24 protein-coding genes are annotated in these 23,697 nt (G+C 45.7%); 12 read left to right on the forward strand and 12 right to left on the reverse strand.

Features of this window, described 5'->3' with window-relative positions; genetic code table 11:
• The first annotated feature begins 7 nt into the window (after nt 1–7).
• The 5 genes from GKG41_RS10200 to GKG41_RS10220 all read left to right on the forward strand — a co-directional run bounded on the left by GKG41_RS10200 (nt 8) and on the right by GKG41_RS10220 (nt 7,402).
• On the forward strand, nt 8–2,098 hold the full coding sequence (locus GKG41_RS10200; RefSeq protein WP_002569178.1) for a DNA topoisomerase 3: 2,091 nt from the start codon (nt 8–10) through the stop codon (nt 2,096–2,098).
• Nucleotides 2,099–2,310: 212 nt separating this feature from the next.
• A complete protein-coding gene (locus tag GKG41_RS10205) occupies nt 2,311–5,874 on the forward strand; it encodes a YodL domain-containing protein (protein WP_002569179.1) in 3,564 nt (1,187 codons plus the stop codon).
• A gap of 3 nt (nt 5,875–5,877) precedes the next feature.
• Nucleotides 5,878–6,831 carry a hypothetical protein gene (locus GKG41_RS10210; RefSeq protein ID WP_002569180.1) on the forward strand — a complete coding sequence of 318 codons (954 nt, stop codon included), beginning with the start codon at nt 5,878–5,880 and terminating at the stop codon, nt 6,829–6,831.
• A gap of 2 nt (nt 6,832–6,833) precedes the next feature.
• Nucleotides 6,834–7,040: a transposon-transfer assisting family protein gene (locus GKG41_RS10215; RefSeq protein WP_002569181.1), complete on the forward strand. Its 207-nt coding sequence runs from the start codon at nt 6,834–6,836 to the stop codon at nt 7,038–7,040.
• The gene (locus GKG41_RS10220) at nt 7,037–7,402 is read left to right on the forward strand and encodes a cysteine-rich VLP domain-containing protein (protein ID WP_002569182.1); all 366 of its coding nucleotides are present in this window, start codon (nt 7,037–7,039) and stop codon (nt 7,400–7,402) included. The genes GKG41_RS10215 and GKG41_RS10220 overlap by 4 nt, the downstream gene beginning before the upstream one ends.
• A 177-nt stretch (nt 7,403–7,579) precedes the next feature.
• Here the strand turns inward: GKG41_RS10220 and GKG41_RS10225 are convergent, their stop codons facing one another.
• The 4 genes from GKG41_RS10225 to GKG41_RS10240 form a co-directional block, all read right to left on the reverse strand.
• Complete coding sequence (locus GKG41_RS10225) at nt 7,580–7,831, reverse strand: helix-turn-helix domain-containing protein (RefSeq protein WP_002569183.1); 252 nt, start codon at nt 7,829–7,831, stop codon at nt 7,580–7,582.
• Nucleotides 7,832–7,894: 63 nt separating this feature from the next.
• Entirely contained in the window at nt 7,895–9,241 is a 1,347-nt protein-coding gene (locus tag GKG41_RS10230) for a relaxase/mobilization nuclease domain-containing protein (RefSeq protein WP_002569184.1), read from the reverse strand.
• Complete coding sequence (gene mobC, locus GKG41_RS10235) at nt 9,202–9,531, reverse strand: plasmid mobilization relaxosome protein MobC (protein ID WP_002569185.1); 330 nt, start codon at nt 9,529–9,531, stop codon at nt 9,202–9,204. The genes GKG41_RS10230 and mobC overlap by 40 nt, the downstream gene beginning before the upstream one ends.
• Before the next feature lie 267 nt (nt 9,532–9,798).
• The gene (locus GKG41_RS10240; protein ID WP_002569186.1) at nt 9,799–10,152 is read right to left on the reverse strand and encodes a helix-turn-helix transcriptional regulator; all 354 of its coding nucleotides are present in this window, start codon (nt 10,150–10,152) and stop codon (nt 9,799–9,801) included.
• A gap of 384 nt (nt 10,153–10,536) precedes the next feature.
• Between GKG41_RS10240 and GKG41_RS10245 the strand changes: the two genes are divergently transcribed.
• From GKG41_RS10245 to GKG41_RS10280, 6 genes are all read left to right on the forward strand, one after another.
• Complete coding sequence (locus tag GKG41_RS10245; RefSeq protein ID WP_002588768.1) at nt 10,537–10,716, forward strand: cysteine-rich KTR domain-containing protein; 180 nt, start codon at nt 10,537–10,539, stop codon at nt 10,714–10,716.
• Between the two features lie 23 nt (nt 10,717–10,739).
• On the forward strand, nt 10,740–11,729 hold the full coding sequence (rlmN, locus tag GKG41_RS10250) for a 23S rRNA (adenine(2503)-C(2))-methyltransferase RlmN (protein ID WP_002569187.1): 990 nt from the start codon (nt 10,740–10,742) through the stop codon (nt 11,727–11,729).
• A 537-nt stretch (nt 11,730–12,266) separates the two neighbouring features.
• A complete protein-coding gene (locus tag GKG41_RS10260; RefSeq protein WP_002569188.1) occupies nt 12,267–12,707 on the forward strand; it encodes a sigma-70 family RNA polymerase sigma factor in 441 nt (146 codons plus the stop codon).
• On the forward strand, nt 12,688–12,948 hold the full coding sequence (locus GKG41_RS10265; protein WP_002569189.1) for a helix-turn-helix domain-containing protein: 261 nt from the start codon (nt 12,688–12,690) through the stop codon (nt 12,946–12,948). The genes GKG41_RS10260 and GKG41_RS10265 overlap by 20 nt, the downstream gene beginning before the upstream one ends.
• Nucleotides 12,949–13,365: 417 nt before the next feature.
• Nucleotides 13,366–13,593 (forward strand): transposon-encoded TnpW family protein, encoded by a 228-nt coding sequence (locus tag GKG41_RS10275; RefSeq protein ID WP_004613661.1) that lies wholly within the window; start codon nt 13,366–13,368, stop codon nt 13,591–13,593.
• Between the two features lie 100 nt (nt 13,594–13,693).
• Complete coding sequence (locus GKG41_RS10280; protein ID WP_002569190.1) at nt 13,694–15,370, forward strand: recombinase family protein; 1,677 nt, start codon at nt 13,694–13,696, stop codon at nt 15,368–15,370.
• 48 nt (nt 15,371–15,418) lie between these two features.
• Here GKG41_RS10280 and GKG41_RS10285 read toward each other — a convergent pair whose 3' ends face one another.
• The 5 genes from GKG41_RS10285 to GKG41_RS23285 are packed head-to-tail and all read right to left on the reverse strand — an operon-like array spanning nt 15,419 to nt 19,628.
• The gene (locus tag GKG41_RS10285) at nt 15,419–15,691 is read right to left on the reverse strand and encodes a hypothetical protein (RefSeq protein WP_154258394.1); all 273 of its coding nucleotides are present in this window, start codon (nt 15,689–15,691) and stop codon (nt 15,419–15,421) included.
• Complete coding sequence (locus GKG41_RS10290; protein WP_154258395.1) at nt 15,675–16,700, reverse strand: recombinase family protein; 1,026 nt, start codon at nt 16,698–16,700, stop codon at nt 15,675–15,677. The genes GKG41_RS10285 and GKG41_RS10290 overlap by 17 nt, the downstream gene beginning before the upstream one ends.
• On the reverse strand, nt 16,691–18,325 hold the full coding sequence (locus GKG41_RS10295; RefSeq protein WP_154258396.1) for a replication initiator protein A: 1,635 nt from the start codon (nt 18,323–18,325) through the stop codon (nt 16,691–16,693). Before GKG41_RS10295 ends, GKG41_RS10290 begins: the two co-directional genes overlap by 10 nt.
• A gap of 15 nt (nt 18,326–18,340) precedes the next feature.
• A complete protein-coding gene (locus GKG41_RS10300) occupies nt 18,341–19,372 on the reverse strand; it encodes a ParB/RepB/Spo0J family partition protein (RefSeq protein WP_154258397.1) in 1,032 nt (343 codons plus the stop codon).
• Between the two features lies 1 nt (nt 19,373).
• Complete coding sequence (locus tag GKG41_RS23285; protein WP_194167092.1) at nt 19,374–19,628, reverse strand: DUF6870 family protein; 255 nt, start codon at nt 19,626–19,628, stop codon at nt 19,374–19,376.
• Between the two features lie 158 nt (nt 19,629–19,786).
• Between GKG41_RS23285 and GKG41_RS10310 the strand changes: the two genes are divergently transcribed.
• Complete coding sequence (locus GKG41_RS10310) at nt 19,787–20,368, forward strand: helix-turn-helix transcriptional regulator (protein WP_154258398.1); 582 nt, start codon at nt 19,787–19,789, stop codon at nt 20,366–20,368.
• 55 nt (nt 20,369–20,423) lie between these two features.
• Here GKG41_RS10310 and GKG41_RS10315 read toward each other — a convergent pair whose 3' ends face one another.
• From GKG41_RS10315 to GKG41_RS10325, 3 genes are read right to left on the reverse strand one after another with little or no spacing between them, the layout of a single operon-like run.
• Nucleotides 20,424–21,455: a DUF4316 domain-containing protein gene (locus tag GKG41_RS10315; RefSeq protein WP_154258399.1), complete on the reverse strand. Its 1,032-nt coding sequence runs from the start codon at nt 21,453–21,455 to the stop codon at nt 20,424–20,426.
• Nucleotides 21,452–21,682, reverse strand: a complete 231-nt coding sequence (locus GKG41_RS10320) for a transposon-transfer assisting family protein (RefSeq protein WP_154258400.1) — start codon at nt 21,680–21,682, stop codon at nt 21,452–21,454. Before GKG41_RS10320 ends, GKG41_RS10315 begins: the two co-directional genes overlap by 4 nt.
• Nucleotides 21,675–23,645 (reverse strand): LPD16 domain-containing protein, encoded by a 1,971-nt coding sequence (locus GKG41_RS10325; RefSeq protein ID WP_173015582.1) that lies wholly within the window; start codon nt 23,643–23,645, stop codon nt 21,675–21,677. The genes GKG41_RS10320 and GKG41_RS10325 overlap by 8 nt, the downstream gene beginning before the upstream one ends.
• Between the last annotated feature and the right edge of the window lie 52 nt (nt 23,646–23,697).

Raw genomic sequence — 23,697 nt, forward strand, 5'->3', positions numbered from 1 at the left:
TTTTTTCATGGCATTTAGACTTGTGATTGCAGAAAAGCCGAGCGTGGCGCAGACTATCGCCGCCGCGCTTGGCATTAAGGGGAAACAGGACGGGTATATCGAGGGCGGCGGCTACCTCATTTCATGGTGCGTCGGGCATTTGGTACAGCTTGCGGAAGCTGCCGCCTACGGGGAGCAATATAAAAAATGGAGTTTTGACAGCTTACCCATTCTGCCGGAGGAATGGCAGTACGCCGTTGACCCGGACAAGGGGAAGCAATTCAAAACCATTAAAGAGCTTATGCACCGCGCCGACGTTTCCGAAGTGGTAAATGCGTGTGACGCGGGGCGCGAGGGTGAATTGATTTTCCGCTTTGTCTACGAAGTGGCGGGCTGCAAGAAGCCCATGCGCCGCTTGTGGATTTCTTCAATGGAGGACGGGGCGATTAAGGCGGGCTTTGCTTCCCTCAAAGACGGGCGGGACTATGGCGCGCTCTTTGCGTCCGCCCTCTGCCGCGCAAAGGCTGACTGGCTTATCGGCATTAACGCCACCCGGCTTTTCTCCTGCCTGTATGGAAAGACCTTGAACGTGGGGCGCGTCCAGACCCCGACCTTAAAAATGCTCACCGACCGGGACGCGGCTATCTCCCATTTCCAGAAAGAAAAATATTATCATGTTCGCCTTGATTTATCCGGCGCGGACGCGGCAAGCGAAAGGATTTCGGACAAGGCAGAAGCCGACGCGCTGAAAGGGGCTTGCGAAGCGGGAAAGGCGGTATGCGTTTCCCTTACCAGAGAGAAGAAAACCGCAGCCCCGCCAAAGCTCTTTGACCTTACCTCTTTGCAGCGGGAAACGAACCGCATTTTCGGTTACACCGCAAAGCAGACCCTTGACCTTGCACAATCCCTTTATGAAAAGCGGCTCCTTACTTATCCGAGGACGGACAGCAGCTTTCTTACTGACGACATGGGCGGCACCGCAGCGGACATTATCGCGCTGCTTTGCGAAAAGCTCCCCTTTATGGCGGGCGCGGACTTCACGCCGGAGATTGCAAAGGTATTAGACAGCAAGAAAGTATCAGACCACCACGCAATCATTCCCACTATGGAGCTTGCAAAGGCTGACCCGGACGCGCTGCCGGAAAGCGAGAAGAATATCCTTACCCTTGCGGGGGCGCGTCTGCTTTTTGCCACCGCCGAGCCGCATATTTATGAAGCGGTTACGGCGGTTTTCTCATGCGCCGGGACAGACTTCACCGCAAGGGGAAAGACCGTACTTGCGGAGGGTTGGAAAGAGCTTGAACGCAGATACCGGGCGACGCTGAAAGATAAGCCCGAAGCAGAGGACGGGGAAAATGAGGGCGTGACGCTGCCGGAGCTTTCCGAGGGACAGAACTTTCCTAACCCCGCCGCAAAAGTAACGGAGCATACCACAACGCCGCCGAAGCCCCACAGCGAAGCGTCGCTTCTCTCTGCTATGGAGCGAGCCGGGAACGGGGACACCGACCCGGACGCGGAACGCCGGGGGCTTGGCACTCCCGCCACCCGCGCCGCCGTCATTGAAAAACTGGTAAAGGGCGGCTTTGCAGAGCGCAAGGGGAAGCAGCTTATCCCCACGCAGAACGGAGCCGCCCTTATATCAGTCTTGCCGGATATGCTCACTTCCCCGCAGCTTACCGCAGAATGGGAAAACAATCTGACGCAGATAGCAAAGGGAGCCGCAGACCCCGGCGAATTTCTGTCCGGCATTGAAGCTATGGCGCGGGAGCTTGTGCAGACACACGCCGCAGCACTGGACGGGAAAAAGGATTTGTTCCGGGAGGAAAAGCCCTCTGTCGGCAAATGCCCCCGTTGCGGTTCCCCCGTCCATGAGGGGAAGAAAAACTATTATTGCAGCAACAAAGAATGTGCCTTTGTCATGTGGAAGAATGACCGCTTTTTCGAGGAACGCAAGACCGCTTTTTCCGCGAAGATTGCCGCCGCGCTCCTTAAATCCGGCAAAGTGAATGTGAAGAAGCTCTATTCCCCGAAAACAGGCAAGACCTATGACGGAACTATCGTTCTGGCTGACACTGGCGGGAAATACGTCAACTACCGTATCGAAGTACAGAAGAACTAAAAACTTGAATAGCAAGCATAGGAAGCGGGTACCCACTTCCGTAAATCCCTGTCCTGCCGCTGACGCGCCGGACGGGGATTTTGCTTGTTGGGAAGTTTCCCAAACCCTCTAAAAAAATGAAAAAATTGTTGGCATAACGCACAGCCCACCGTAGTACGGGGCGAACCCCAAAAGCGCGGCGGTGCGCCGCCATTTCAGAAAGGAGCGAATGAATGGAAAAGAAAAAAGGTTACTCCATGTTTGAGCGTGACAAGTTAGACCCGGCTGACAGTATGCGGATAGAGCGAAATATTTATTTTGAGGAACAGACCGCTGACCTTTCCGGGCTTACCGCCCTGCCCTTAGAACAGTTACAGGCATTGCGGGAAGAATACGCGGCGGCTGAACAGGCAGCTTTTGAAGCCTTGCAAGAACAGGCGGCGGCATGGGACGAACAGGCGGGAAAGACCCTTGCCATTGACAAAGCCATTGAGTATGTGAGGACACCCGAAGCTACGCATACCGCGAACCAGTGGGAAGCTACGGACTACGGGAAGCACATCAGCAACCGCGTCTACCAAATGCGCTACCACATATCCGAGAATACCCGGTATGACAGGGAAAAAGAGAAATCCATTCCCTATTCGTGGACGCTTTCATGGAGTATTTACACCAACAGCCCCCACAATTACGGACAGGCAAAAATCGCCGGACAGGAAAGGAAAGTCTTTGCAGACAAGGCAGCTATGGAAAAATATCTGAATGGGCGTATCAAAGCCTATCAGCATTTATTCACCGAGGTATCGCCGCCTATCCCGCCAGAGTATGCAGAGCATTTCAAAGTAAACGGGCAGCTTTTACCGGGCTATGCTATCGAGGGCGAGGAACGGGCGCAGCCTACCGCTGAAAAAGCAGCCCCCACCACAGCAGAGCCGCCACAGGACACCGAACAGAGAAAGGAGCGTGAAACCATAAACGAGCAGTTTTCAATTCTTATCGACAGCCGCAGCCGCTTTGAAACAGGCAAACCGGGCGGCGTGTGGCTTCCCATGCCGACCACAACAGAGCAGCTTCATGCGGCTATGGAAAGCGTCGGCATTACCGCAGACAATCCGCAGGATTTTTTCATCAACGGGTATTCTTCTACGGAGGACTGCCCCTTTGACTTGCCGCTTTCCGTTATCCAAAGCGCAAGCATGGACGAGCTGAATTATTTTGGAAAACTTCTGGAAATGCAGAGTGACGGGGACAAGGATAAATTTGCGGCGGCGGTTACACATGGCGAGTATGCCGGAAGCATGAAAGACCTTATCAACCTTGCACAAAACCTTGACTGTTACTGGCTCTATCCCACTGTCCGCAGCGAAGAAGATTACGGTTATTATCTTATCGACGAACTGGACGAGCTGGAGCTTCCCGAAGAAGCAAAGAAATATTTCAAGTATGAAGAATACGGGCGGGACGCAGTTAGCAAGGATAAGGGGCAGTTTACCGAACAGGGCTATATCTATAACAATCAGAACACCTTTACCGAATGGTATCGGGGAACGGAAAACGAGATACCCAAAGAATACCGCGTTATGAGCTTCCCACAGCCGGAACGCGGCGGACAGGACAAGACCTTTATGGACGCAGCCGCCACAGAGCAGACCGCCCGAACCGCCGCAGAGCAGCCACAGGAGCCGCACCCGGTTATCCCTATCGTGCTGACAGCCGGGAAGCCCGCCGAGAAATTAAAAGAGATTACCGACCGTCTGGAACAGGGCATTACGGAACTCTTTGACAGCGAGCGTTACAAGGAATATCTGAAAGTCATGTCAAAATTCCATAATTACAGCTTCCGAAACACCGTCCTTATCGCCATGCAGAAGCCGGACGCTTCCCTTTTGGCGGGCTTTTCCGCTTGGAAGAACAACTTTGAGCGAAATGTGATGAGAGGGCAAAAGGGAATTAAAATCATTGCCCCGTCGCCCTATAAAATCAAACAGGAAATGCAGAAAATCGACCCGCACACGCAGAAGCCCATAATCGGCAAGGACGGAAAGCCCGTCACCGAGGAAAAGGAAATCACCATACCCGCCTACAAGGTGGTATCCGTCTTTGACGTTTCCCAGACCGAGGGAAAGGAACTGCCGGACATTGCCGTTGACGAACTGACAGGCGACGTTGACCGCTATAAGGACTTTTTCGCAGCCCTTGAAAAGACTTCCCCCGTTCCTATCGCCTTTGAGAATATCGAGGGCGGCTCTCATGGCTACTACCACTTGGAGGACAAGCGCATTGCTATCAACGAGGGCATGAGCGAATTACAGACCTTAAAGACCGCCATTCACGAAATCGCCCATGCGAAGCTGCACGACATTGACCTCAACGCGCCAAAGGACGAGCAACCCCGCGTTGACCGCCGCACCCGCGAAGTCGAAGCGGAAAGCGTCGCCTATACCGTCTGCCAACATTACGGGCTTGACACGTCGGACTATTCTTTCGGCTATGTCGCCGGGTGGAGCAGCGGGCGGGAGCTGTCCGAGCTGAAAAGCTCCCTTGAAACGATACGCAGCGCAGCCGCCGAGATTATCAATTCCATAGACGCGAATTTTGCGGAGCTGCAAAAGGCACAGGACAAGGAGCAGACCGCCGGACAGGAGCAGCCCACCAGAGAGGGACAAGAAGCCGCGCCACAGCCGGAAGCCCCGAAAAAAGCAGATACAGCCGGGAAAGAAAAGCCGGAAGCAGCCCCGAAAGAAGCCTTTACCCCGGAAACGATTTACAGAGTGCGCCGGAACCCTTACAGCGACAGCCGGGAAAACAGCCACCTCTTGCAAGCCTATGTGACACAGGAGAACGGGCGGGCGAAAATGGGCGACGTGCTTTATACGGGAACGCCGGAGAAATGCCGCGAGCTTATGGGGCAGCTCAAAAGCGGCGAGCTGACCGAGGGCGACGTAAAGCAGCTTTACGCAAAGGCACAGGAAACGGCGCAGACCACCGGACAGGACAAGGACACCTTTTCCATTTACCAGATAAAGGGCGGGGACGAAACAAGGGACTTCCGCTTTGAGCCTTACGACCGCCTGCAGGCGGCGGGAAATGTGGTTGATAAAGCGAACTATGAGCTTGTCTATTCCGCGCCCCTTGCGCCGGAAACTTCCCTTGAAGATATTTATACCCGCTTCAATATCGACCACCCAAAAGATTTTAAGGGACACAGCCTTTCCGTTTCGGACGTGGTAGTGCTTCATCAGAACGGACAGGACACCGCGCATTACGTTGACAGCGTAGGCTTCCGGCAAGTGCCGGAGTTTTTACAGGAGCAGAAGCAGCTTACCCCGGACGAGCTGACAACGGGCGAAACAATCCAGACACCGAGGGGGACTTTCCATGTGACCGCCATGAGCCGGGAGCAGATAGAAGCCGCCGGATATGGCTTTCACCACCAGTCGGACGACGGAAAGTATCTGATTATGGGGAACGGGACGCGGGCGTTTGCTGTTGCCGCAGAGCAGCCGGAAAAGGCAAACCCCTTGAAGCATATCGAGGACACCGTAGAGCAGAACGACAACAACTTTGACGGTATCATCAACAACACCCCTACCGTTGACGAACTGGAAGCAAAGGTTAAGGCGGGAGAAACAATTTCCCTTGTTGACCTGGCTAACGCGGTCAAAGCCGACAAAGAGCGCGGCAAGGAAGCGAAGCCGGAAAAGAAGCCCTCTATCCGGGCGCAGCTTAGGGCTGACAAGGAAAAGGCGCAGAAGAAAAACGCAAAGCAGAAATTACAGGATTTGGAAAGGAGCTGACCCATGCCGAAACAGAGTAAATTTGAGAACGTGGATTTGTTCGCTTCCCTCAATGCGGTTATGAAGCAGAACACAGGCTTTTACCAGAGCGACTTGGAGATTGACAAGGAGATTATCGCAAAGGCGGCGGCAAGCCCCCGCAAGGAGGACAAGACCCTTTTGTGGTTCTGCCGCCCGTCCGGGACGCATTGCTTCCGGGAGCGCGACGTTTTCCTCAAAGACACCGCGCCCCACAACACATGGCGTTTCTACATGGAGCAGACGAGCGACCGCGTCCTTGCCTATGCAATCGAGCTAACGGGGACGGAGCGCGGGAAAATCAAGGGCAATCTGTACGAACTGGACTACGCTAAACATTATGAGCGCGTCAAGGAAAAGGAGCTGCCCGCCGATACGGTGAAGCTGATTTATGAGCATGGGGAACGGGAGATACCCGCCGGACAGTTTTTCAACGGCAATCCCGATTATGAGCTTGGAAAGTTTGAACGCTTTGAAGCCGTACCCAACGACCCGGACGCGCTGCAATCGCTCTTACAGGAAGAACGGCGCAGCCGGGAGCAGCTTCCGCCGGGGGATTTCAAGGCGCATATCGCCGCATTGCGGGACGGGCTGATTGAAACGGAAGCGCGGCGCATTGTACGGGAAATGAAGCGGCACGACACGCCGAACAGCCCCAACAAGACCCATTTCATGGTAGAGCTTTCCCCGGCGTTCATGCAGCTTGCAGCCACAAAGGACACTGACCGCCTTTTCTCCATGCTGCCCTACAAGACCCTTGCCTTTTCCAAAATCGAGGGCAGACATGGGACGTATGCGCTGATTGACAAGGGGGAGAACCGGGACAGGAAGATAAGGAAGCCCCGCCCCTCTATCCGGGCGCAGCTTAAAGCAGACAAGGCAAAGACCGCCCCGAAAAAGGCGGCGGCAAAAACAAAAAATCACGATATGGAGGTATGAGCATGATTAGACTGACTGTTGAAGAAACAAACCTTTTGAGCATTTACAACGAGGGCGGCAAGCGGGCTTTGATTGAGAATGTCAACGCCGCGCTGCCCTACATGGACGCGGATATGCGGGAGCTTGCAAAGCGCACCCTTTCCAAAGTGGACGCTTTGACCGAAGCGGAATTTGCAGAGCTTCCCATTTACGCCGCTGATGAAGTATGAACGGGGTTAAGCGGCTGACGCCGCCCCAGAGCCGGAAAGTCAACGCCCTTGTGCGCCGGACGTGCTGCAATTATGATAACGGGAACTGTATCTTACTGGACGACGGGGACGAGTGCGTTTGTCCGCAGCTCATTTCCTATTCGCTTCTCTGCAAGTGGTTCCGGGCTGCGGTGCTTCCCGCCGACAGGCTACTCTATGCGGAGCTTTACCAGACAGGGGACAAGAAGAAGTGTACCGAGTGCGGCGCGTTCTTTGCGTCAACCTCTAACAGTGTCAAATACTGCCCCGTCTGCCGGAAGCGTATCACCCGCAGACAAGCTGCCGAGCGCATGAGGAAAAGACGCACCCCTGTTACGCAGTAGGTGCGGAAAATCCCTTGATTTACAGGGCTTTCCGGGCGTGAAAATCGGATAGGCGATACTTTATACCTTTACCCCCGAAAATGGCGTTCTACTGCGTAACATTCACGAAAACAGCACCCATAAAAAGACAGGGCGCGGAAGTCATATACTGGCTTCCGCGCCCTGTTCTTTTTTTGCCTATCTGACATTTCCCTTTTCCATTTCTTCAAGCGGGAACTGCGGGAGGGCTTCTATCAGCTTCTTTGTGATAGACTGGCGCATATCTTCGTTGATTTCCTGTTTCGTGCTTCCGTCTGGCTGTCTGACCGCTACCGTCGATAGCCTGTCGATTTCGTCCTTGTAGCAATCCACGACTTTCTCCACCGCCCATTTCTCCCCGGCAACGGCGGCGCGTATGGTTTCATATTCCGGCATTTTCTGGTTTTCCATGCTCAACGCTCCTCTGCTTTTTGATAGCCCTATCATAGCACAGCGGCGGGGATTTTGCTATCCTTATCCGCGTTCTGTTTCCTTTTCCCGTTCCGGCTGTCTGTCTGCCTGTAAAATGCTGTCAATGTTCTGCTTGATAATATCATATTCCCGGACTTTCTTTTTCAATTTTCCATAGTCGGCGTAAAGGGCTTCTTTCTGCGCTTGGAGGGCTTCATACTCCGATTGCAGCGCGGCGAGGTTCGGGAGCTTCGCAATGCCCGCCGCTTTCAGTGACCTTACGGCGGCTTCATGGAGGATAATTGCCTGTTCCTGTCCGGCGCGGTACTTCTCCCTGTTCCTTGCCTTGCGGTATGCGTCATAGACAGGCTTTGTCTTTTGATAGGTGGAAACATTCTTGATAAGCACCGCCATTTCCGCAAGCCGCTTTTCGGCGTTCTTCAATGCGTCTGCCGCCTGTCCGCTTTCCGCTGCCATTTCCTCAATCCGGCTGACTAAATCCGCGTACTGCTCAATCTTATGTTCCGTCAAGAAATTCATTGTTTTAGCTGCCTGTTTCAGATTGTGGATTTTCGCCCACTGTTCATAGCCCTTACTCTGCGCTGCCTTGATACTGTTCTCAATGTCGATAAGCAGCGACACGCCGCGCTGCTCTCTGGGAGCTTTCGCCACCTTTGTCCGTCTGCCCGCTATCCGTTCCCTTACGGCTTCCTCTGTATAGTCTGCGCCGAGGGTTTTAAGGCGGGTGAAGCGTTCCTGTCCGGGGGCGCGGCATGATACATATTTCCCCGGCTTTATCTCATAGCCCGCCGCCTGTAACCGCGTTAGCAATTCCTCAAAACTGGAAACTTGGGGGATAAGCGCGTCAACAGTGGTTTTCAGCTTGCCTTTCCAACTTGTACCCGTCTTTTCTGCCTGGTACTCCGCATAGCTCTTTCCCTTGCTGCCCTTGCCGGGGACGACAACGGACAAGCCATTTTCCCGGCACAGCTTGTCGCTCATGTTCCGTATGCCGTAATAGCTCCTTTTGTTGGAATTGTATTTATGGTGGTCTACAAAGTTCACCGCGCAAAAAATGATATGGTTATGGACGTGTCCTTTGTCAATGTGCGTCGTGAGTACATACTCATGCTGCCCCTTTGTTACCGCGTCGGCAAGCTGCTTTCCGATTTCATGGGCTTTCTGATAATCGACTTCCCCCGGCTCAAAGGACTGTATCAGATGAAAGGCTAAATTGTTCCCCTTTTGGAGTGCTTGCGACAGGGTATATTCAAACTCAATATCTGCCGTTTCATAGGAGCAACCGAAAGAGGACACAAGCATTTTCCCGTCCGTCTTGTCCGGGTTTTCGATATAGTCAAGGGCTTTGCTTAGAGTGCTTTTAATAGGCTTAATCTTTGTAACCGCCATATCTCCGCAAGCACCCCCTTTATTTCCTCTATGTCCTCTTGGTATGCGTTCCCCGTCGCGTTTACGCGGCGTGCTATCTGGTTGACGTTGACACCGATTTTCTGTATCTCTGCGGTCATAGCCTTTATATCGGCGTGGTCTATCTGAATGATATACCCGTCAATGGCAATCTTCCGCAGATACGCCGCCATGTTCCGGGTGGGTACGAGCTTCATTTTTTCCAGTATTAAATCCCGTTCCGCTTCCGTCACTCTGAATTTGATTTGCACTGTCCTTTTGCGTCCGTCCATGTGTTCGCTCCTTTCCTTTCCGTTCCGAGGGTTTGGGACACTTCCCAACAAGCAATTTTCAACCGACGCGCCGCAGCGCGGGAGGGCGAAAATACGGAAGTGGTACCCGCTTCCTATGCTTGCTACGAATGTTTTTATCCTTTAGGCTCTTATCACCTACTACGGAGAAAAAGCGATTTTGCCAAACTTACGCAAAAGAAAAACGCTGCAACCTCAAAAAAGATTACAACGCTTTCTAAATCCTGTTCAGTTTTAAGTCGGACATTCCTATTCGCCCTCTTTTTCGACTTCGGAAATCTCCTTTGCCGTTGCGGTTACAATCCGTATGCCTGTATCGCTCATACCGTCAAGAAGCGCGTCAAGCTGCCGCCGCTGCGTGTTCTTCTCCGGCGGCGTTTCTAAAAGGAATTGGTCTACGGATATATGGTAACGCTGTATCAGCTCAAAGAATATCTGTAAACTTGGGTGCTGCCCCTTGTTCTCAATGTTCGCAAGGTAGCGCGGCGAGATAAACATTTCGTCGCCTACTTTCTTGCGGCTCTCCTTGCATCCCTCACGCGCTGCCTTTATCGCTGCCCCAAAAGCCTTAAAGTCGTATCGTGGTACTGGTCTTTTTGCCATAGTTATTCACCCTATTACATTTTACTGTTCCCCTTTCTTCTTGGATATGTCTACGTAGTTCTATCAGTTAGCCAAAATAATTCATATATATATATGTTGACAACAAGCTGCTTTTGTATATAATATTATATAAAAGGGGGGGAATGTTTATGTTACATAGCATGCGTATTCGATAAGCATTGAAATCAAAAAAGATTTTTCCCATTTTCAATATGGGCTTTTTTGTCATGCTTATTTTGCGTATGCTATACAACAAAACTAACGACGTATAGACATAGTATAAAAACTATGCCTTAATTTTGTTGTAGTATTATATGTATAAATGCAGGTCAATGCTCATGTTGAAAATTGACCTGCATTTTTTTGCGCAAAAGGAGAAATATTATGCTTGAAAAATATTGGATAAAATGTCCAATTTGTAACGGAAAGACGAGGGTTCAAGTATTTTATAATACGGTATTAAGAAATTTTCCTCTTTTCTGCCCTAAATGTAAATTAACGCATATCGTTGATGTTGAAAAACTAGAAATCATAATCAAAAACTCTGAAAAACAAACTTTTTAATTTTGAAAAGGAAGGATATTTAAATGAAACACTTACCTAAAAGTACACCTACGGAAATATTGAATGACCCATACGGATTTACTTACAAAGAAATGTCGGAAGTAATTGGAGAGGATAAAGCAAGAGCCTTATATACGGAATTGTATAAACAGCCATTTCACAAAGAAAATCTATCAATATCAACAAAAAAAGTCTATAAAAGTAGCGATACTGAAAAGTATGTTTATGAATTGAAAGATAACAGGTATATTGAAACGGTTTTTATTAAACGGCGAGATGGTGGGACTGTTTGCGTAAGTACGCAAGTTGGTTGTTCTGTTGGCTGTATTTTTTGTGAGTCCGGACGCAATGGTTTTGTTCGTAATCTAACACCGTCTGAAATTGTGCAGCAGGTTGTATTGATACGTCAAAAAGTAAATCGTATCGTTTTTATGGGAATGGGAGAACCTTTATTCAATTACGACAACTTGATTGCAGCAATCCATATTCTTCGAGATAGAAATGGACTTAACTTTCCAACCGACGGCATTACCGTATCAACAGTTGGTCCAGTTAATCAATTAAAAAAATTGCGCGAAGAACATCTAAAAATTCAGTTGACAATATCTTTACATGCAGCAACACAGGCTGCGAGAAACTGTATCATTCCTCATATGCACATGTACGCTATTGAAGATGTTGTTAAGCAAGCATTGTCCTATTCTCAAAGGCATAATCGAAAAGTGGTATTTGCGTATTTGCTTTTACCAGGTATAAATGACCGTTCCTCAGATATAAGGCAACTTGCAAAATGGTTTAAGGGCAAAAATGTTATGATTAACGTGCTGCAATACAACCCGACGAGTAATTCAAAAATTAGAGCACCACAAAAACAAGAAATGGTTGCGTTCAAACATCAATTAGAGCAAACAGGACTTGAAGTTACCATGAGAGTTTCTCATGGTAGAGAGATTAAAGCAGCTTGTGGACAGTTAGCTAATACATATAATAAAGCCAAAAAACAACAGAAATAATTTAATTAAAAGAGCCAGACGCACAGACGCAGAGCCGATAATATGCAGTTTGAAATACTGCTGTTATCGGCTCTTTTTTGATTTTAATTTGTGCCCCTAATAACCATATTGGAGCAAAATCAGAACTGTTGCTTGTCGTTCTTTGATTTCCGCAGCAGCTTTGAAAAATCAAAGCCGCCGTTTCTTTTTATCTTCTAATGAAATGACGCGGTATCACTGTTGAAATCGGCGGCTAAAGGAGGTAGCCGCCATGAAGCAAAAAGCATATCGACAAAATCCGACAGTTATTGACTTATCAAAAAAAGCCCGCCCACCACCGGGGGAAACTACGCTTATATATATGAACTGTCTAATCATCTGGATACTGCTTACAATGCCTATGCGCCCGTCCGGGCTTTTCGGACGGGCGCATTTTGTACGTTCAAAAAATTTTTGAAGAAATTTCAAAAAATCTTCGGCGTTTTTGAAAAACGCCGTATTGCCCCGCGAAAAGGGGGGAAGCACCACCAACTTTCCAACGAGAAAGGAGGTGAGAATGTGGAACCTAATAGCAGGGAGTTTTACAAACAGTGTGCTTTTCAGAAGTTTTGTAATACGGTATTGCACAATGAAGCTTGCGACACCCATAGAGAACTTCGCAGACACAAGGCAAAGGAAGTGACCTTTTCCGACATGACCTTAGACGAAGCGCGGCAGCTTCATACGTTTGATGAATATTTCAAACGTGAAGCCGCCGAAACCGTCTTTGAGAAAGCCGGGAAGAAAATCACGCCAAAGCTGCTTCTTGAAGCAATCCGTACTTTGCCGGAAGAAAAGCGCAAAGCCATATTGCTGTATTACTTCGAGGGAATGAACGATACCGAGATTGCGGAGCTGTTCAACACGTCGAGAAGCACGATACAGTACAGGCGGACAAGCTCTTTTGAGAAATTAAGAAAATATCTGGAGGAAAATGCTGATGAATGGGACGAATGGTAACGAACCCGGCTACCCGGAAAATGCCCTTGTTCCTTATCCTGTCATTGTGGCAGCGACAAAGGGCGACCCGGACGCCATGAAGATTGTCTTGCAGCATTTCAGCGGCTACATAGCCCGCCTCTCCATGCGGAAGCTGTACGACGAGCGCGGGAACGTCTATTTTGGCGTAGACCACGACATTCGGGAACGGCTGCAAGCAAAACTGATGATGGCTGTCCTCACCTTTAAGGCAGAGGAATAAACCGCAGCGGCGGCGGGACGCTTTCTCTCTCCCCCTTTTCCGTTCCGCTGCTGACGCGGCAGCAAAGCCATTCTGAACCTTGACAAAGAAAGCGGCGCAAGATAACGGCGGCGCAGCATAGGGCAAATCGGATACGTTCCTTTTGCGCCGAGCCATACGGCGGGTGCGCCATGACGCTATCCGGGTGAGGTTATCCCCGCCCGGACAGCCGAGCGACCAACACCGCGCCGGAAAGCAAGTGTAGCGGCTTGCGGGCGACGACACGCAGAATATACAATGATACTTCCTTACAGCCACAGTCCGAGCGTTAAGAGCGTCGCAGGCAATGGGTAGGGCGGCATGAGAACCATGCCGGGGTGAAATTCCCATGAGGTTATGCTAATAACCGTCCGATTAAAGCCTTTGTTTTATTGAATAGTGGACTTGCTGCTATTCATAGACTATATTATATGTTTGCGAAAGAAAGGGGGATTTTCTTTGACGCAAAACCAAACGCCCGTTACCACAACGGAGCATAAAATAGGAAAAGTTACTTACCTTGTATGTTCGTCCGCAAGTGAACGCGCAACGGACACACTGGATAAAAAGATAAAAAAACTCATTCGCAAAGACATGGAACTGAACCCCGCAAACGCCCGGAAATAGGGCGTTTCTTCACATTTTATACATGACACAGGCAGCGGTATGTGGTATAATATAGACAGTACAAATACCATGCTTGTCTGTCGTCGGAAAGGAGGACAAAATGTTACAGACAGACAAGATTACCGCTTTATATTGCAGATTGAGCCAGGAAGATATGCAAGCCGGGGAAAGCGAGAGCATACAGAACCAAAAACTGATTTTACAAAAGTATGCTGACGAACACCACTTTTTCAACACGCGCTTTTTCGTAGACGACGGATTTTCCGGCGTGAGCTTTGAGCGTGAGGGGCTTCAAGCCATGCTGCATGAGGTTGAAGCCGGGAACGTGGCGACCGTCATAACAAAAGACCTTTCCCGTCTGGGACGTAATTATCTGAAAACCGGGGAGCTGATAGAGATTGTCTTTCCCGAATATGAAGTGCGCTACATTGCCATTAACGACGGTGTAGACACAGCAAGGGAAGATAACGAGTTTACCCCTCTGCGGAACTGGTTCAACGAGTTTTACGCCCGCGACACCTCAAAGAAAATCCGGGCTGTCAAACAGGCAAAGGCGCAGAAAGGCGAGCGCGTCAACGGCGAAGCTCCTTACGGCTACCTTATCGACCCGGATAACCGCAATCATCTGATACCCGACCCGGAAACGGCGCACGTCGTAAAACAGATTTTTGCAATGTATGTACGGGGCGACCGTATGTGTGAAATCCAGAACTGGCTGCGGGACAATGAAATACTGACCGTCGGGGAACTGCGCTACCGCAGGACAGGGAGCAAACGCCACCCCCGCCCACAGCTCAACGCATGGTACAACTGGCCGGATAAGACGCTGTACGACATTCTGACAAGGAAAGAATATTTAGGGCATACCATAACCGGGAAAACCTACAAGGTATCTTATAAGTCGAAAAAGACGAAAAAGAACCCGGAGGAAAAAAGGTATTTCTTCCCCAACACTCACGAACCTTTGATTGATGAAGAAACCTTTGAACTTGCACAGAAGCGGATTGCCACCCGGCAACGCCCGACAAAGGTTGATGAAATTGACCTGTTTTCCGGGCTGCTCTTTTGCGGGGACTGCGGCTACAAAATGTATGCAGTACGCGGAGCCGGGACGCTTGAACGGAAACACGCCTACACTTGCGGCAACTACCGCAACCGGGCAAGAAATGATATGCTCTGCACTACGCATTATATCCGCAAAAGCGTATTGAAAGAACTTGTCCTTGCAGACTTGCAGCGAGTAACGTCTTATGTGAAAGAGCATGAACAGGAGTTTATCGAAACAGCCAACGAGTGCAGCGCAAAGGCAGTACAAAAGACGCTGACACAGCAGCGGAAAGAGCTTGACAAGGCGCAGAACCGTATTAACGAGCTGAACATCTTATTCCGCAAGCTCTACGAGGACAACGCTTTAGGGAAACTTTCAGATGAACAATTTGCTTTTCTGACTTCCGGCTATGATGAAGAAAAAAAGACGCTGACCCGGAGGATTGCGGAGCTGTCACAGGAAATCGACAACGCCACCGAGCGCAGCGCGGACGTAAAAAGGTTTGTCGCACTGGTACGCAGATACACAGCGATTGAAGAACTGACCTACGAAAACGTCCATGAATTTATTGACCGTATTCTTATTCACGAACTGGATAAGGAAACGAACACCCGCAAAATCGAAATCTTTTATAGCTTTGTCGGCAGAGTTGATACAGGTGACAAGCCTACCGAAAGTATCTCCTATTTCAGACAGATAGGAGCCGACGTAAAGAGTTATGCTATCTAACATACATCAAAAAGAGGTAAGATAACACCCTCTGCAAAAAAGGTATCGTTATCTTACCTCAACAAACTTGGTTCCAGTAAAACCATTATCCACATAGGTTTCTATAAGAGATAATTCCTCATGTGAATTGATATACGATTCTACTAATGAAATCTGTGTCTGGATAGTATCATCAGAATCGTGTCCGCTATTCTCTACTGATAATCTTATATATGCTGCCGTAGGCAATGCGTTTGCTCGTGCAGACAACTCGTTAATTGAGATAACCTGCTCTACCGTCTCCTTCTCCGGCACAATCTGTTTTCTACTTTTTCGAGCCATCTGTCTCCCTCCATTCTTTTGGAAAATACAATAGCCATTCCGAGTGTAATAACTCCACTCTCTTAATAGTCACAACATCCATAACAACTTTGCCCAGATATTTTCGAATAGTACTTCGCTCCATTAATCGTAATTTCAGTGGATCTACTTCCAGATACAGTTTCAATCTAGGATTTTCTAAAGAATATGCCTTTCGGAGAGTCTTCATTTTTTCTCGATCACTAGAAATTATTTTCTCAATTGCTTCTACCTCAGCCTTTAATTCTAATTGACGACTATTATCTTCATCCTGGTTGATATATATCTGAAGACGCTCCTTTTCTAATTCTGCAAGCTTATAAGCAAGATCTCTGATTTCTTTTTCGTAAACTGACAGGCGAGAAGTCATTTCCTTCCCTCCATCTTCCTCAAGCTTTGCCTTTATTTTTAAAGCCTGTTCCCTTGCACTAAGAATTGTCTGGCAAACAGCCTGATCCATTTCTGCCACCGGTGCTGTCTCTGGGTTGATCAGCATCTGATAATCCTCTGTCATTTGATAACCATATTTCAAATCGTTCCAGCAAAGAAGACCTTGCTTGTGTCGATCTATAATTCTCCTCCGAATAGTTTCCTGATGATATTGGCTTACCTTCTCCTCAAAGAATGCTTCAACCTCATCATAAGTTTTCGAAATGCTGCAGAAATTGTCTTCTATCACAGCAAAATGAATTCCTGCCGGATAAAATGTCTGCAGAAGCATTTCTCTTGCAAACCATAAATTTTTACCAGTTCTATATAACGAATCAACGATGACCAGATCATACTTTCTGGCCAGACCATCGTTTAACATTTCTGTAAATGCATCATCTGCATTTATGTCCTGCTTGCGGTCAGAATATCTTGTCTGCAATTTATACCCTTTGCTTTTTACAAATTCTTTTATTCTCTGATTTTGCTGATTGATAATGTCAGGAGAATTCTCTTCGCCAAACAGACAAGAAGTAAATCTTGTATAACAAACTACACGCATCCCTTCATCTCCTCACTTGCAAATTCTTCTGAAGCTGCTTCTGCCATACGGATCACATCCTGCATTTCATCTTCAAAATGCATTTTTATCACTATATTTTCTTTGTCATATACAATGATTTGTTCTATCAGAGCAACTACAATTGGCCGCTCCAATTTTTCGATATTCTGATATTGCTTCAGATTTTCTACCCATGGTTTCAGTCGTTGCTTGTCTGATATCGCAGTTGCTTTTTCTATCTGTAAATGCTTATATCTGGCCTCCGCTGCATTGATTTTGTCTGTAAATGTTCGTTTCATAAAGACAAATTCATCTTTATCAATGATACCTTCCAACATGTCTTCATAAGCTTTTGTCTTAAACCCACGGTAACGATCAATCTCTTTTTGTAATTCTTCCATCTGTTGAACGATCACCTTCACTCTTGATTGTTCTTGTGGAATCTGATCTATAGTCTCTATAATGCTTTGAGCTTTTAAAAAAAGTGAAATCTGCTTTTGAACAGTTTCTGTAACTATCTCCTCCAACTGCTTTGCACTAAACAAATGTGAGGAACAGCCCTTGCCGCTCTTATAAGTACTACAATGAAAATAACTATATTTCTTCCTGCCCTTGGATACTCTTCTCCGGACCATGTTCTGCCAACAGTCACCACAAACAACTAAGCCGGAAAAAAGATAAACTGCGTCTTCATCGGGAGAAGTTCTCGTATCAAAAAGGAGTAATCTCTGAACCTCTTCAAAAATCTCTTTCGAGACAATAGGTTCGTGAGTATTTTCGACTCGTATCCAGTCCTCCTTTGGAACGGCTCTTGTCTGTTTAATCTTGTAACTGATTTTTCTATTTGTACCCTGAACCATTGTTCCGATATATATTTCATTTGCCAGAATTCGGTTTACAGATGTTGGAGACCAACCAACACCAGATCCAATGCGGAATCCGGAATCGTAATTCAATCCATTACTTCTCTTATATTCTGCCGGCGGTAATACACCCATAGCATTCAATGCATCCTCAGTAGATTGATAGATAGGATCAGGATAATTCATATCAGTATAATTATGTATATTATAATTTGCGTCTGAATTTCGGATGTCTAGGGATCTGATATTCGGATTTCCAGAAATCTGATTTTCAGATGTCAAGAAATCTGGTTTTCGGATTTCTGAAAAACATTCATCTCTAGAAGTCTGATTTTCAGATTTCTGAGCCATATCCATAGATTTCCCCTGCCCAATAGACGCTTTTTTCTGTGGCAATACAAAATTTTTCACATATATAATATCCGGTTTGCCCTGTCCTCTTCTTACCCTTTCTACCAATCCGATTCCTTTCTTAGAATCTAATGCTCCTAAAATCTTACCTGCTTTTTCATGACCAATACCAAGATCCTCTGCTATTTCGTCGATGGTGTAAATAATATAGGCTCTATTCTTATCATCGAACCATCCATTTTTCTGAGACAAAGACATTCTATCCAGAAGAAGTCCATATAATAGCTTTGCATCATTTGATACTTTCTTAAAACGTTCATCCTTCACAAGCATCTTTGGAATACGATAAAAGGCGAACTGCTGAGACTCCATCCCATAAAAATAGTCAAACTCTATGGCAGTTGTGTTCATCAGTTCACCCTCTTTCTACTCGTATTTTTCTTTCCATTTCTCTAACAAATTAAGAATAGTGTCTTCCATTTGAGCAGCATCCATATCCTCCGGAAAATACTTTGCCAATTTTTCTACTCCAATTGTTAATGGTTTTCTTTTCACTATTGGAGAAAGCAATAAATTCCTTACCTCTTCCTCCGTCAATTCATTAGTCTGAGATAAGATTTTCAATCTCTTACTTGCTGTCGATGTAATCCTAGCCTTGGAAGAATCTAAAACTCGATACACCCATGTCTGCTCATCAGAATTCAAAAATGAAATATCCACTCCCTGGCCAAAAGGAATTCTTTTCTTATCTACCATTTCTAATAACTCATCTGATAGCCGTGCAAGCCATATATATCTCTGAATGGTCTTTCCGCTTTCGTTAGCTGTCGCTCCAATTTTATCTAATGTATTTCCACCTGCCTGTATTCCTTGATGCTTCAAAGCTTCATATTTCATCTGATATGCTCTGGCCTTTTCACTTAGAAGAATATTTTCTCTTTGCAGATTTGAATCCACCATTGTCCAGATTGCTTCGTCATCATCATAGCTTCTGATATATACCGGCAGAGTTTTCTTACCAGCAAGTTCCGATGCTCTTTTTCTCCTATGTCCCGAAACTAATTCAAAACCACCTTCTGCTCTTTTTCGGACAATTGCAGGGACCATTACACCATGAAGACGTATACTCTGTGCAAGCTCTAACATGCTTTCATCATCCACTATTTTAAATGGATGGTTCTTAAACTCATACAATTCCACAAGTGGAACATCTACAACGTCAGAACAGCCAGCCTCAGCTGTACCAAACAGATCATCATAGGAATTTAACTTTGCAAGGGTAATATCCATTCGATCCGGCTCCTGAAAACCAAGACTTACTGAAGCACTTCCCTGGCTATCAGCATCTATAAGTAAGACCTTCTTACCCAGACGTGCCAATCCAATTGCAATATTTACACTCAAGGTACTTTTTCCAGTGCCTCCCTTTTGGTTTGAGATTACATAGACCTTGCACATATCATGAAGCCTCCTTCCCTACGGTAAGAAGATCCGCAAGCGTATTACCTCCTGCGAATTGTATATAGCTACTCAGGCAATCATCTAATCTCTTTTTACCAGTGAAACTGATTTTTACTACTACTCCATTACAAAGATAACAATATGGATTTTTAATCTGTTCTATATAATCTTTTATTCTCTCCTCAACCGGAAGATTAGTTTTTATCGTTACGTCTTTCAAATCGACCAATTCATTTCTGTCAATCCCATTCATAGTATCTCTCCTTTTCATTTCTATGATATACATTTGTATCTCTATTGTAATTTATACATTTGTATTTGTCAAAGTTTATTTTCCCCAATATTTTTATATCTTTTTCTGATTGTTTATGCTATACTACTCATACAAGGCATGAAAGAAGGAAAAATCTTATGACTATAAATGAAAAAATCAAAAAATTAAGAAATGATTTTAATCTGACTCAGGATCAGTTATCTGCATTATCTGAAATCAGTATTCCTGCTATCAGAAAATATGAAGCTGGCGATAGAAATCCAAAAGCTGATCAGCTCATAAAGATTGCAGCTGCATTAGGCATAAGCAGTAACGAATTGATTACTCCTGACTTGCAGAAAACTCAGGACTTTATCTCTTTATTGGATTTCATTCGTGAACAGTTAAATATGGATGTGCAATATGATCTGGACGACTCTGGAAATCCTATCCCATCTTCAGCAAGATTAACTTTTAAGAACTCTTTTTTAAATGAAGTATTATGCTCTTATGCTTATGCATTACATAATCTTTCCAGTAACTCCGAAGAAGCAGTTGCTGCATTAAATAAACTAAGATTGGATAAGACAGAAATCTGCAAAAATGAAACAGACGAGAGTATGCAGCCTGCTTTATCTGAATTTGCACGTGATTTTAATTCCATCATTATCGAAACCAATCCTAAAAAACAGGATCTCATTCTTCGACTTGCTAAAGAAATACAAGCTACAGATATCTAATAACAGCTATAGCCCGATAGGTTTTAATCCTACCGGGCTATCTTTATGAACATAATTATCGTTTGCCACCAAGAGCTAATTCCTGGTCCATATTCTGGAAAGGCTCCGGTTTGCCATATTTCTTTGCCACTTCATTCTGTTTCTGCCTGAGTCTTAATATAATTGAAACTCTCTGATATGGTGGGATAAACCCTTTCTTTACCGGTGGTCTCGTTTCAGTTTTAACCTTCTCTGACTTTTGGACAACTTGTCCAGAAGTACCTTTATGTTCCGGCTCCTGCGTCTGACTTACTGCGACGCTATTATTGTGGTTGCCATCGATCATATCATAATTTTGTTCTCCTGCACTTTCAGAAGCCCTTTCATACATACCATTCTCTGAATATTTCTGATATAACAAGAACTTTTCTCCGTTAGGCATCTGAGACATCTTTGCAAGGATTTCCGCTTTTCTCTGCTCCTGTAGATTCATTTCACTTTTCTTTGCTTCATCTGTCGGAGCTATTACTTCAACATCAGATTCCAAACGAGGATGTGCCCCTGACATATAAGTGCGAATCACAGCTAATGCATCTTTATCAAATCCATTTTTATTGTTGTCCATAACCATTCGGCCATAGGCATCCAGGATCAGAAAAGAAGCAGCATTTCTAAATTCTGTACTCTCCATTAGATAAAAATGTTTCCCATCAATTAAAAGCTGATCACAAGCATCCCACTCACCTGCTTTGCCTTTCACTCTGTAATTTCTGGTATCCAGATCAATCATTGCTCCACCAGAGGAATGTCTGATAAAACCAGGGATCACTCTAAGGGAATCTGCTTCTACATAATATGCAGTTACAATACCGGCATGATTTACAGCAATTACGTCTCCAATACCAAGCTTATATTTCCCTGTATTTTCAAGAGCTGCTCTGATTTTACGCGCACTATCTTGCTCACTGCAAATGTCAAAATATACCTGCTTATAATTCTCTATACGCACATCATAGCGATCTGCCTGACCTCCATACATCCTGAAACGATTATATGCCTGAGAATTATAATCTTTTCGCCTATAGATCATATAATGATGGATATTCATGACTCACCTTCTTCCTGCTTATATGGAGCTAAATCAATAGCTTTGAATTCCTCATCTGTTATGCTCTTCATCTTACGTATTGTACTTTTCACAATTTCTGTAAGCTCCTGATCTTCTTTAATAAATTGCAGGCATTCCCTCATGCCCTGCATGGTCTTTGTTCGTGTTTTATCTTCAAACATGGCCATGGTTAAATACTCATCCTGTTCAAATTGAATCTTAGCCAAGTTCCTGCCCTCCCTTACTGCGCTGCTGTGTTTTTGTTTTATTTGCTGATTGCTGTGCCTTAATGGTTTCTTTATTTGCTGACAGCCTGCCTAACACTGATTTTTTACCATCTACCGCATCAGCAATCTGTTCGGCAGACTTTTGGACAATTTGTCCAGAAGCTTCTCTCTGATAGTCTTCCAGTTTTTTCATAGCGCTCTGAATCAAAGGATGATCTCGATAATATGGAATGGTATCAATGATATCCCTCTGAATATGATTTCCTACAAGAAGATCAAATCTTCCTTCATAGTCACTGTTGTCTTTTAATTCAAAACCAATTCCTTTGACACCATTCATTCTATCAGCTGGAATTTTCTCAAAATATAAAAGTGCTTCATCAAGCGAAAGATTCTCATGATACTCTCCCAACACTGGAAATTCTGCACATTCGGCAACATAAAAAGATATTTTATCAGGCGTAAACACAGTATTCCTTGCCGATGATATGGCTGCTTGCTCAGTTTGCTCAACAACTTCCTGCAAGTATTCTATGTCCACAGGATGAGACTGGCCTGTGAGTCCATATTCATTCATCAGATTGTCCCTGACTGCTTCTATAGTTATTCCCTCATCTGCTAATACGCCACCATCTATTTCATGAAAATTGGAATCATACACAGTGTAATCATAGCCTTCTTCCGTTTCCTGTACATAAAGGAACTTATCACTTGCCTCAATCGCCAGCTCAGTTGGTAATTCCTCATTTTGCTTTTGGACAACTTGTCCAGAAGTGACATTCTCTACGCTTGATTCCAAACGTGATAATAATTCTTTGGCTGCCTCCGCATCCTCCGGGAGATCAATATTATCAGCAGCCTCCTGTAACCATTCTCGGATCTCATGGATTTCTCCGGCAATAATCGCTGCTTTTACTACTTCAACACCAGTCTCCGGATTTTCAACAGAATCACGATATTCATAGGTATCATAATCATATGCAAATTGATCTATGTCTCTGGCAAGCTGTTCAATTTCTTTTGCTTTTAATTCAACTCTTTCCTGCTCCAAAATCTCTAACTGCTCCTGAATCTGATCAATCATTTCACCTGCGGTTACACGAATGGTATCCATAGAGGCTTTTAATTCTTTTAGTTCCTTTCCTGAACTCCAGGATCCAATATAAGGAAATGAATAAGAAGAAGTGTCAATTTTAAATGCTGTAGATACGCAAAAAGCAACACCTTCTGCCTCTGTCTCTTTTGTCTGTGCATCTTTTACAATACCTTGCTGTTTCATCAATTCTCTGTTATGAAGCCATGCATGTGCCACCTCATGAATACAGGTTTTTATCGTCTGGCTCTCACTCATTCCTGATTGAATCACTATTTCATTATCAATCAGGTGATAGTATCCTTTAGCTTCACCATCAATCTCTGCGAAGCGAATAGGTACTGGAGAAACTTTCTGTATGGCTATCATAAAATCCATAAAGTTATCAACCTTTGCATCCAATTCGTGAATATCCAGTTCTGGTAATGGCTCACCACCAGTCTGACGAACATCAAATACTGTAACCACTTTGAATCGTGGAATTGTCTTTTCTACCTCAACCTTCTCCGGCTTACCATTAGCATCCATAATAATCTCACCAGTATTTGGATCTATTTTTTCTACTTCAACCTTCTGCTTGACAGGTGCAGGTGCGATTATTTTTATACCCTTCTGCCCACGTTCAACAAATCTGCCCTTTGATTTCCAAAATGTAAAAGAGCCAACCATCGTTGCTTCCGGATCCTGAGCTGCGATTAATATCGTATTATTTACGGAATATCGATAAAATGATGAAACACATTTCAGATACTCAACAATTTTTTCACTACTCATAAAATCCTGAACGCCTTGTTCTAACTGCTCCAAAGTCTGAGATAATAAATCGTTCTTTTTATTAGTTCCATTTGCCATCGTTTCCTTCTCTGGCATATAACTCCTTCCTGCCATGTCTGACCTGCTAATAAAATGGCCACCTAAAGTA

The sequence above is a fragment of the Lactonifactor sp. BIOML-A5 genome, assembly GCF_009677585.1.
Lineage (GTDB): Bacteria > Bacillota > Clostridia > Lachnospirales > Lachnospiraceae > Lactonifactor.